Origin of the sequence: Pseudomonas sp. PDM03, from assembly GCF_014852385.1 — a bacterium.
In the GTDB taxonomy this organism is placed as follows: domain Bacteria; phylum Pseudomonadota; class Gammaproteobacteria; order Pseudomonadales; family Pseudomonadaceae; genus Aquipseudomonas; species Aquipseudomonas migulae.
Genome location: NZ_JACVBM010000007.1, coordinates 142,429 through 151,432 on the forward strand (window position 1 = coordinate 142,429; position 9,004 = coordinate 151,432).

Sequence of the window (9,004 nt, forward strand, 5' to 3'; positions counted from 1 at the left end):
TACGGGCGCCTTCGCCGGCAAGCCTGGCTCCTACGGATTGGGGGATGCCCGGGATTGGGGATTCACACGAACCCTGTAGGAGCCGGCTTGCTGGCGATGGCGATCTTGCGGACGCCTTCGCCGGCAAGCCTGGCTCCTACGGATCGCCAGGATGTTCGGGATTAGGGATTCACGCGAACCCTGTAGGAGCCGGCTTGCTGGCGATGGCGATCTTGCGGACGCCTTCGCCGGCAAGCCTGGCTACTACGGATTGGGGATGTTCTGGATCGGGGATTCACGCGAACCCTGTAGGAGCCGGCTTGCCGGCGATGGCGATCTTGCGGACGCCTTCGCCGGCAAGCCTGGCTCCTACGGATCGGGGAACGCTGGGCGATTCAAATGACGTGCGCCCGTTGCAGTTCGGTCAACGACAGGGCCTTCAATTGCGCCAGCAGCGGATCGCGCCGATCACGCGGATGGGGCAGTTGCACCGCCAGTTCCTGGCGAATGCTGCTGGGGCGATTGTCCATGACCAGGACGCGGTCGCTGAGGTACAGCGCTTCATCGACATCGTGGGTCACCAGCAGCAGGGCGATAGCGTGACGCTCGGCCAGTTGCAGCAACAGATCTTGCAGTTTCATCCGGGTGAAGGCATCCACTGCGCTGAACGGTTCGTCGAGCAACAACACATCGGGCCGTGAGTAGAGGCCGCGAGCAATGGCGACCCGCTGCGCCATGCCGCCGGAAAGCGCCTTGGGTAGCGCTTGAGCGAACCCGCTGAGGCCGACTTCATCGATCAGTTGTGCGACCCAGGCCTTGTCGTATCGGTTGTCGGCGCTGAAGCCGATGTTCTGCTCGACCGTCAGCCAGGGCATCAATCGAGGTTCCTGAAACACGAACGCAACCTCACCGGCGCTGCGATTCAGCTCACCTTGAAAGTCCTTTTCCAGACCGGCAACGATCCGCAACAACGTGCTTTTACCGCACCCGCTGGGGCCCAGCAGGCTGACGGTTTCCCGGGGCTGCAATTGCAGGTGGATATCCCTGAGCACAGTGGTGGTGGCGAAGGTTTTGCGCTCGACGCGAATGTTCAGCAGGTAATCGGTCATGGCTCAATCCTCTGTGCTTTGGCCGTTGAACGTGTCGCGCCACGCCAGGAAGCGTTTCTCCAGGCCGGCGAGCATGCCATCGCTGAGTTTGCCCAGCAGCGCCAGCACAATGATTGCCGCGAGCACGATGTCCGGGCGGGAGGTCTCGCGCCCGTCACTGAGCAGATAACCCAACCCTTTGGTCGCGGCGATCAGCTCCGCGGCCACCAGAAACATCCACGCCAGGCTCATGCCGCTGCGCAACCCGGTAAACAAGCCGGGCAGGGCGGCGGGCAGCAAAATCCGCCGGACCAGCCGTGTGCGACCGAAGCCATACATCTGCCCGACTTCCACCAGTTTGCGGTCGATGTCGCGGATCGCTGCGACGCCGTTGAGGTACACCGGGAAGAACGCGCCGATGGCAATCAGGACGATTTTCGAGGTTTCGTCGATGCCCAGCCACAGCAACAACAGAGGCACCCAGGCCAGGCTCGGAATCGAACGCAGGCCGGCGAAGGTCGGCTCAAGCCAGGCTTCGGCTTCGCGGCTCAAACCGACCCAGGCGGCAAACACCAGTGCCAGACCGGCGCCGATGGCGAAACCGAGCAACACGCGCAACAGGCTGGCGCTGATGTGTTTCCACAGCGCACCTTCTGCGAGGTCTCTCAAGGTCAGGGCGATTTCGCTGGGCGCCGGCATTTGGTAGGACGGCAACCAGCCGACGCGTACGACAAATTCCAGCACCAGGAGGATCAGCACCGGCAACGCCAGACCCTTGAGACGCAAACGCCAGGCATTGTTCAAGGAAAGAGCAGCACGACGTGGCGTCGGCAGTTCGAGGGGCAGGTCTTTGCTTTTGCTGGTCATGAGATTCTCCGGTCACGACGAATCCGCGACTGGCGCGGATTCGTTGTGACCTGTTGGCGGTTATTTACTGACGGGCCACGGTTTCCTTGAAGCCGGTGTCGATCAACTGATCGATGACCTGATCGACATTCACCCCACGACGCACCAGTTCTTCGGACACCAGAATCGGCGCGGCGGCCTTGGAAGCGATCACATCCCTGGCGGTCAGTTGCGGGCTGCTCAGGTCAGTGCGGGACAGTTGCAGCCTGGCCACTTCCAGCGGCAGACCGGATTCGGTAGCGAGCAGTTTCGCCAGTTCGTCAGGGTTTTTTACCGCCCATTCGCGGGCCTTTTCGTACGCCTTCAGTACGGTTTCGATGGTCTGCGGGTGCTCTTTCGCATAAGTGTCAGTAACGCTGACTACGCCATAACTGTTGAAGTTGGTGTTGCGATACAACAGGCGCGAACCGGCCTGGACCTGGCTGGCGGCCATGTGTGGATCGAGGCCGGCCCAGGCGTCGACGTCGCCTTTTTCCAGGGCCGTGCGGCCATCCGGGTGCTGCAAGTGCACCAGTTCCACATCGTCCTTGCTCAGACCGGCCTGTTGCAGGCTGCGCAGGGTGAACAGGTACGGGTCGGTGCCTTTGGTGGCGGCGATTTTCTTGCCTTTCAGGTCGGCGACGGTCTGGTAGGGCGAATCCTTGCGCACCACCAATGCGGTCCATTCGGCGCGGCTATAGACGTAAACCGATTTGATCGGGCTGCCATTGGCGCGGCTGAGCACGGCGGCGAGGCTGGCGGAAGAGGCGAAATCAACGCCGCCGCTGTTGAGGTACTCCAGCGAGCGATTGCTGCCCTGACTCAGCACCCAACTGACTTTGGTCTGCGGCAGGGCTTTTTCCAGAAATCCGAAGTGTTTAAGCACCAGGCTCACTGGCGAGTAGTAGGCGTAATCCAGATGCACTTCGGCCGGCGGTGTTTCAGCGGCCTGCGCGACGGGTTGCAGGCTCAAGGCCAGGGCGCAGGCGCTGAGCAGATACCTGACTTTGGGAAAGCGGAAGGTGGACTTCATGGGATCGGCTCCGGACAAGGCGTTGAGTTTCTTATGTCGAAAAATTCATTTTTTATAAATTTTTCCTGCGTAAAAGGAATATTGCAGGCTCTGTGCCATGTCTTGGATATCAGGCGTTTTCAAGGCGTTGAGGCGAGGAATGAAGCAGAAGGGTGTTGCAGGGAAAACAGTCTGTCGGCTCACTGTTGCCGGGTGAACAGTGTTGGCTGACAGTCATGAGCTTATGCGTAAATCGAATTTAAAAAGCATCCTGTAAGAGCGTTATGGTCTATGACATTCACTCTCAAGGAGCCCCCGATGAACCTGTCAAAATTCGTCCGCAGTTTGCTGACCAGCGCGTTGTTTGCTGCGCCAATGGCCTACGCCGCTGAGCCCGTTGTCCTGCATGTCGGTGATCAGAATTACTACAACGTGCGCGCTTCGGTGGAGGCTTCGGGGGTGCTGGAAGGGGCGCCTTACACCGTTGACTGGAAGCATTTTCAGGCCGCTGCACCGCTGGCCGAAGCGTTGAACACCGGGGCGCTGGACGTGGGTTTCCTGGGTGATTCAGGCTTCCTGTTCCTCGCTGCAAAGCAGGCGCCGGTGAAGCTGATCGGCGTCTCGCGGCAGAACCCGGACACCATCGCCTTGCTGGTGCCCAAGGATTCGCCGGTCAAAAGCATCGCCGACCTCAAGGGCAAGAAAGTCGCCTACTGGCCCGGTGCCTGGAGCCAGCAATTGACCCTGCGCGCCTTGCAACAAGCTGACCTGCCGGAGGACTACGTCGACTTCATCAAGCTGATGCCGATCGATGCCGCCGCCGCGCTGCCTCAGGGCAGCATTGATGCCTTCCCGGTCTGGGAACCCTACATTTCCCAACAGATTCTGTTCTCCGGCGCGCGACCGATTCTCACCGCCAAGAACCTCATGCCAGGCCTCAGCGCCATCGCCGCTTCGACACCGTCAATCGACAGCAAGCGCGAAGCCATCGCCGACTTCCTGGTTCGCCTGAAAAAGGCACGGGCCTGGGTCGACAATCACACCGACGAATATGCCGATCTGTGGGCGAAGAAGGCGAATCTTGACCAGAACGTCTCGCGTCACTGGTTACGCCAGGCTCACATGACCGTCGGCCCGGTGGATGCACAGGCCGCGAAGGACCTGCAAAGCACGGCGGATTTTCTGTTCAAGGTCAAAGCACTGCCGACAGCGCTGGCGACCGCGCCGATTATCGACAACTCGTTCGAGCAGGCGTTTACCCAGTAATCGACAATGCCGGGCAGCACCGGAACCAAACACTGTGTACCCTGATCCAAACCGCGCCCGCACAACTGTGCGGGCTTAACGGTCCGGCTCAAGGCACAACATGAAACAGCTGTTCAAGATTCTCAGCGCACTCGCCATTGCCGTCGGGCTGGTGGGTTGCATCGCTGCTCCCATCGAAATGACACCGCAAACCGAACAGCGTCTGCACGCGCAAGCACCGATCCGGTTTCTGCTGACGTTCGACGACGGTCCCAGCGCGTCGAGTTTCTGGAACCCGACGATGACCATCCTCGACAGTCTCGCCACCAACCCGGTGCAGCCGAACCTCAAAGCGGTGTTCTTTGTGCAGACCGGCGCGCCACGGGCGGGCGACAGCGACATCGGCCGTGAGGTCATGCGCCGCGAGCATGCCGATGGGCAGATTCTCGGTTTCCATACGGCCACCCACTGGCACACCAATCACCGTTCTCTGAGCCCGGAAGAACTGGAACAGTCATTGACCAAAGGCAGTGCCGACATCGCCGCCATCACCGGCACGCCGCCGACTCTGGTACGGCCGCCGTTCTGGAATTACGACAAACGGGTTTTCGCCGCTTATCAAAAGCACGGCATGCACGTGTTGCTGACCGACCTGAGCGCCAACGACGGCAAGATCTGGGGTTTCAACGCCAGCCCCCGGCGCCGGGCCAACATGCTGCGGCAGATGTCGGAGGTGCGCGAGCGCATCGCATTGGGTGAGTTGCCGACGGTGGATGGGGTGATCCCGGTGGTGGTGACCTTCCACGACCTCAATCGCTACACCGCCCGACATGCCCGCGAATACCTGCAAATCCTTCTCGACAGTGCGCAGGCGACCGGCGTGAAAACGGCGCAGAAGCCGTTTTACGATGATCAGGCCGAACTGCAACGGGCGGCCATGGCGCGCACCGTTCGCGACAGTGCGCAACCGGTGAAATTGCCGGGGGTCTGGAACTGGATCTGGGGAGCGGATGCGCAGTGATCAAAGCGCCAGGCTCGCGGGCGCTTCGCCAGCAAGCCGGCTCCTGCAGGTGATCGCTGTCATTCACATGTGCACGATTCAGTTCAGAAACAACGGCAAATAACCAAGCTCTACCAGTTTGGTATCAATATCCCCAACCTGTCCGAAGTGGTCGAGGTTTTGCTCATTCATGACTTCAGGACAGCTGACGATAATGGTCCCCCTGTCGGGCACGGGAACCAGTTTGTGTGCCTGAGGGAAGTCTTCCTGTTTCAACGGTTGCGGGCAAAAGCCAATCCATCCAATTGTCTGTCGGTCCTTGAAAACACGACCTTTTCTGAAATAGTTGGCCGGTACCACGGTGACCCAGTCAATTTCTGGCCAGATGTTCACGGCCAGACTGATGATTTTTGTGAAGGCTTCTTCCGGGTGCGCAAACTTCATCAACAAAGCACCGGCGTCCTCGAAGGACATGGCTGACACTGAATCGAGGTTGTGCGCGCTGTAATGGAAGGCGACTCCGCCCTCAAGCGGATCCTGGATGGCATTCCAGACCGAAAATTCGGTCAGGTCGGGGAGGTCAGGATCATGAGCGCGCTTAACTTTGTCGATCAGCGCTTGAGTGTTGTTACTGACGTTAGTTGAAAGCGAGTCTTTCAGGCTTTTTCCTTGCAAATACCAGTTGGCCAGGAGTGGACTGATAGCACCGGCCTGACGCAAAAAGTCGGCAGCTTTTTCGACCTGCGTTTCAAGCGCAAGTGAGGTAATGGCCTGCTTGTTGAACCTGAAGGTAAAAATGAAGCTTTTGAAATTTGTCATGCTGACACCTTGAATGCTTGCTGGTCGGACTAGGCGATCAATCCAGGATTGTCTCTGTAGTACTCCTCCATCTGCTGCTCTTCTTCCCTGCGCAGTTCATCGTATTCCTCTTGATCCTTGCTGCCGGGTAGCGGATTCCAGAACGCTCTCAGGTTGGTCAGGCCAAGGTCGCTGTATTGTTCTGAACAGTATTCGTAGACTATCCGTTGCATGAAGTGCCATTCGACCGAAACAGGAGGTGTTGGCCTGGCTTTCTGTGAGTGGGCTCTGGCAGGTGTAATCAGTTCTTCCCTGACATTTGCCCAAGGTCGAGGTGTATTCAGGACCGGGATGAACATGAAGGCATAACGTGCCTTGGCCTCCAGCAGTACGCAGCGGCTTTTGTCAAAACCATCCCACCACGTGTTGCTCCATCGCCATTCATTGGGGTAAGGGAAGTTCGTCACCCATTGCTGATACCGAGACGACAGGTCCGACATGCTGTGACCTTTGCCGTTGTTGGCAATCGCCATCAGTCCCTTTTCAGGAGGGCATTCAACACACTCCTTTTTATCGCTCTTGCACTGTTCTTCCTTTTGGCGTGTCTGTTCGCGCGTCACCGGAGGTGCATCGGTTTTCTGATCGGTTTGAAGTTTCGGTTGAACCTGTGGCTGCGGCATTGGCTTGGGTGCCGGTTGAGGTGCAGGCATGGGGGCAGGGCGGGGCGGTGGCGAGGGCAAACGGGTCGGAGGCGGAACTCTTATGCCTTCGAGAGGACCACGCAGGCCACCGCGAGGCACGGGAAACGGTCCCCGCGCCAATTGTTCTCCGGAGCCCGTAGCTCCAGGTGCTTTCAAAAGATTGCTCATTTTCGTCCCTGGTTTACCTGGCGCGTGGCCATTCCTTTAATGCATCAACGTATTGCATAACGCTGTCGTAGTCTCGAAAACGCTGTTCTGGCGTATCGGCTACGGGGCGTTGCATCCATTCCACAAACTCGGGTGATTGCTGGAAGCCGGGTTTGTACAATCCGTAGCGCATGAACAGTTCGGTCTCTTCAGGGGCCTCGATACCGAGTGCCTTGGCTTCATCACGTAGCTGTCTGAGATACGCACTGGCTTTGGGTTCACCTACTTTTGCGAACCATGCAGGATCTTGCTGTCGTACTTCGAGCAGGAGCTTATCGATGACTTCATCCTGGCGAATGTGATCCAGTTGTTCGAGTTGTTCTGCGCTGAGTTCAAGCACTGCAAACCTCCGGTTTTTTCGGTGCAGTGAAGGTCAGGTAGTCTTGCTGCAAAGGCCGCCAGGTTTGCCAATAAAGGATGCCTGTCATGAGCTCTGCCTGTTGCTTCTCGGTCAATACCGCTTCGAGGGCCTGGCGCACCGTAGGGTTGTAATAGCGGAACAAGGCGCGGCGACCGTCCGGAAGCTGGGTAAACAACTGACTTTTCAGGTGTGCGGCAACGGTTTCGAACCCTTGTTCACTCCACAGCCAAGACACCAGCGGCGATTGTTGATCCCGCCCGATCAACCATTGCAGTAATTGATCGCTGCGTGCGTCTTCATCTGTAAAGGTCAGGAGTGCCGGCCCTGCGTGCTTGATTTCGTCCAGTTCGGTGCCTTCCAGCAACCATTGCCAGTGAACCCGGTCGCCAGGCTCATTGAAGCGTTTGGTCAGGGTCAGATAGCCCGCGCCATCAACCAATGCATAGTGACGAAGATCGGGATTCGTTCTGCGAGTACGTTGTATGGCACGCAGCGAATGTCGTGTTTGCAGATCGATAGGAGGTGTCTGGTCATCCGGGGTCATTGGGAGGCTCCGAGATTTTCCAGCGGAACAAAGGTCGCGTTTTTCTTTGCCGCTGCCAGCAGGCAAGGAAGACAAAGGGTCGGGAGTTTGAGCAGTAGTGGAGCGACGGTTGATACAGCGGCTCCTCCACCACTCATTCCTATGATGATGGTGCCGGACCCTCCTGCCACGACGTTTCCGTGATTTCCCACAGACCCGATTGTCACTGCCGGCAGACCATTGATCAGCACATTGGGCACTACGTTACTGCTCAAAGCACTCCCGCAGGCAGTCGTGTCCGTTTGCCGGGCTGCGGCCAATCCGTCGAAAAAGACATCAGGAGAACCGCTGGTGATAGGGTTCGTACCGTGACCCGGAAGTGGGCACGCCGTGGGGTCGGTGACCCGTGCCGCAGGTTTTCCACTCATGACAATCCTCCTTGACGCACGCGTGTATCGTGCAAGCAGTTCCCTTGGGTATTCGTTTTTGCGAAACACCATCGACATTCTATTGCGTCAAACAGTGCGACCTGCGTGGGATATCCGGTGGTGCAGGTACCGTCTGGCAACGCGTTGAGGGCTTCTGTGGCATTCCACCTAATGTCTTGCGCCGATGCCTCATCCAGTTCGTTGAGCTGGGTATTGTAGTGGTGCAGCCCGGCAGCATCGTAAGTCGCTTGAAGCTGCCGGGAAAGTTGTTCACCCCAATACAAATAGTGTCCAGGAGTCCACATCCCGATATCGGCATGAACGATCCAGCCCATGGGCTGCAATCGTTCATCAGTTTCGATCAGCCTGTCGGTGTTAGCGGCAAACCCACTACCGATATGCAGAGTCAGCCAGCCACGGTTGGCTGCGAGAAAAGGGTTGGGGTCAAAGAATTGCGAGAGAAGGCGCACCTGCAGATCTTCATCACCGCACGTGCATAGCATGAGTTCGGCGTCCAGTCTGGAAACGAATGTCTGAACGGCAGGGTGGCCATTAGGGCCTTTTGTCGTCAGCGCAAGTCCGGCCTGAGCGCCGCTTACATTTTTGACCAGACCATACAGGCGAATGGACGACTTGAATGTCGATAGGCAGAGCATCCTTACTCCTTCAACGTTACCGTGCAAAACCGTAACTGCCGAATTCCATTCGGGCGGTGGAACGATGTGACAGGGTTGCTGGTTCCCTGCGCGGGCCATAATGAGCTTTTACTGACAGCCA

The 9,004-nt window shown here is 58.0% G+C and carries 11 protein-coding genes; 2 read left to right on the forward strand and 9 right to left on the reverse strand.

From position 1 onward, the window contains the following. Window positions 1-374: 374 nt before the first annotated feature. The 3 genes from IB254_RS13075 to IB254_RS13085 form a co-directional block, all read right to left on the reverse strand. Entirely contained in the window at window positions 375-1,088 is a 714-nt protein-coding gene (locus tag IB254_RS13075; RefSeq protein WP_192417561.1) for an ABC transporter ATP-binding protein, read from the reverse strand. A gap of 3 nt (window positions 1,089-1,091) precedes the next feature. Further along, window positions 1,092-1,934 (reverse strand): ABC transporter permease, encoded by an 843-nt coding sequence (locus IB254_RS13080; RefSeq protein ID WP_192417562.1) that lies wholly within the window; start codon window positions 1,932-1,934, stop codon window positions 1,092-1,094. 64 nt (window positions 1,935-1,998) lie between these two features. After that, a complete protein-coding gene (locus tag IB254_RS13085) occupies window positions 1,999-2,985 on the reverse strand; it encodes an aliphatic sulfonate ABC transporter substrate-binding protein (protein WP_192417563.1) in 987 nt (328 codons plus the stop codon). Between the two features lie 354 nt (window positions 2,986-3,339). On the opposite strand from IB254_RS13085, the gene IB254_RS13090 reads away from it, so the two are divergent. Beyond that, window positions 3,340-4,230, forward strand: a complete 891-nt coding sequence (locus tag IB254_RS13090; protein WP_411737722.1) for an ABC transporter substrate-binding protein — start codon at window positions 3,340-3,342, stop codon at window positions 4,228-4,230. Window positions 4,231-4,330: 100 nt separating this feature from the next. Continuing rightward, complete coding sequence (locus tag IB254_RS13095) at window positions 4,331-5,230, forward strand: polysaccharide deacetylase family protein (protein ID WP_192417565.1); 900 nt, start codon at window positions 4,331-4,333, stop codon at window positions 5,228-5,230. A gap of 78 nt (window positions 5,231-5,308) precedes the next feature. On the opposite strand, the gene IB254_RS13100 is transcribed toward IB254_RS13095, so the two are convergent. The 6 genes from IB254_RS13100 to IB254_RS13125 form a co-directional block, all read right to left on the reverse strand. Then, complete coding sequence (locus IB254_RS13100) at window positions 5,309-6,028, reverse strand: Imm52 family immunity protein (RefSeq protein ID WP_192417566.1); 720 nt, start codon at window positions 6,026-6,028, stop codon at window positions 5,309-5,311. Window positions 6,029-6,057: 29 nt separating this feature from the next. Then, complete coding sequence (locus IB254_RS13105; protein WP_225602343.1) at window positions 6,058-6,717, reverse strand: Tox-REase-5 domain-containing protein; 660 nt, start codon at window positions 6,715-6,717, stop codon at window positions 6,058-6,060. A 172-nt stretch (window positions 6,718-6,889) separates the two neighbouring features. Next, window positions 6,890-7,255 carry a hypothetical protein gene (locus IB254_RS13110; RefSeq protein WP_192417567.1) on the reverse strand — a complete coding sequence of 122 codons (366 nt, stop codon included), beginning with the start codon at window positions 7,253-7,255 and terminating at the stop codon, window positions 6,890-6,892. Then, window positions 7,248-7,820, reverse strand: a complete 573-nt coding sequence (locus tag IB254_RS13115; protein WP_192417568.1) for a DUF4123 domain-containing protein — start codon at window positions 7,818-7,820, stop codon at window positions 7,248-7,250. Before IB254_RS13115 ends, IB254_RS13110 begins: the two co-directional genes overlap by 8 nt. Further along, complete coding sequence (locus IB254_RS13120) at window positions 7,817-8,227, reverse strand: PAAR domain-containing protein (protein ID WP_192417569.1); 411 nt, start codon at window positions 8,225-8,227, stop codon at window positions 7,817-7,819. Before IB254_RS13120 ends, IB254_RS13115 begins: the two co-directional genes overlap by 4 nt. After that, window positions 8,224-8,883: a hypothetical protein gene (locus IB254_RS13125; RefSeq protein ID WP_192417570.1), complete on the reverse strand. Its 660-nt coding sequence runs from the start codon at window positions 8,881-8,883 to the stop codon at window positions 8,224-8,226. Before IB254_RS13125 ends, IB254_RS13120 begins: the two co-directional genes overlap by 4 nt. Window positions 8,884-9,004 lie beyond the last annotated feature (121 nt).

Coding starts and splice junctions, on each gene's coding strand:
- IB254_RS13120 (WP_192417569.1), bottom strand. CDS start 8,227: ATGAGTGGAAAACCTGCGGCACGGGTCACCGACCCCACGGCGTGCCCA.
- IB254_RS13105 (WP_225602343.1), bottom strand. CDS start 6,717: ATGCCTGCACCTCAACCGGCACCCAAGCCAATGCCGCAGCCACAGGTT.
- IB254_RS13090 (WP_411737722.1), top strand. CDS start 3,340: ATGGCCTACGCCGCTGAGCCCGTTGTCCTGCATGTCGGTGATCAGAAT.
- IB254_RS13125 (WP_192417570.1), bottom strand. CDS start 8,883: ATGCTCTGCCTATCGACATTCAAGTCGTCCATTCGCCTGTATGGTCTG.
- IB254_RS13095 (WP_192417565.1), top strand. CDS start 4,331: ATGAAACAGCTGTTCAAGATTCTCAGCGCACTCGCCATTGCCGTCGGG.
- IB254_RS13115 (WP_192417568.1), bottom strand. CDS start 7,820: ATGACCCCGGATGACCAGACACCTCCTATCGATCTGCAAACACGACAT.
- IB254_RS13080 (WP_192417562.1), bottom strand. CDS start 1,934: ATGACCAGCAAAAGCAAAGACCTGCCCCTCGAACTGCCGACGCCACGT.
- IB254_RS13100 (WP_192417566.1), bottom strand. CDS start 6,028: ATGACAAATTTCAAAAGCTTCATTTTTACCTTCAGGTTCAACAAGCAG.
- IB254_RS13085 (WP_192417563.1), bottom strand. CDS start 2,985: ATGAAGTCCACCTTCCGCTTTCCCAAAGTCAGGTATCTGCTCAGCGCC.
- IB254_RS13075 (WP_192417561.1), bottom strand. CDS start 1,088: ATGACCGATTACCTGCTGAACATTCGCGTCGAGCGCAAAACCTTCGCC.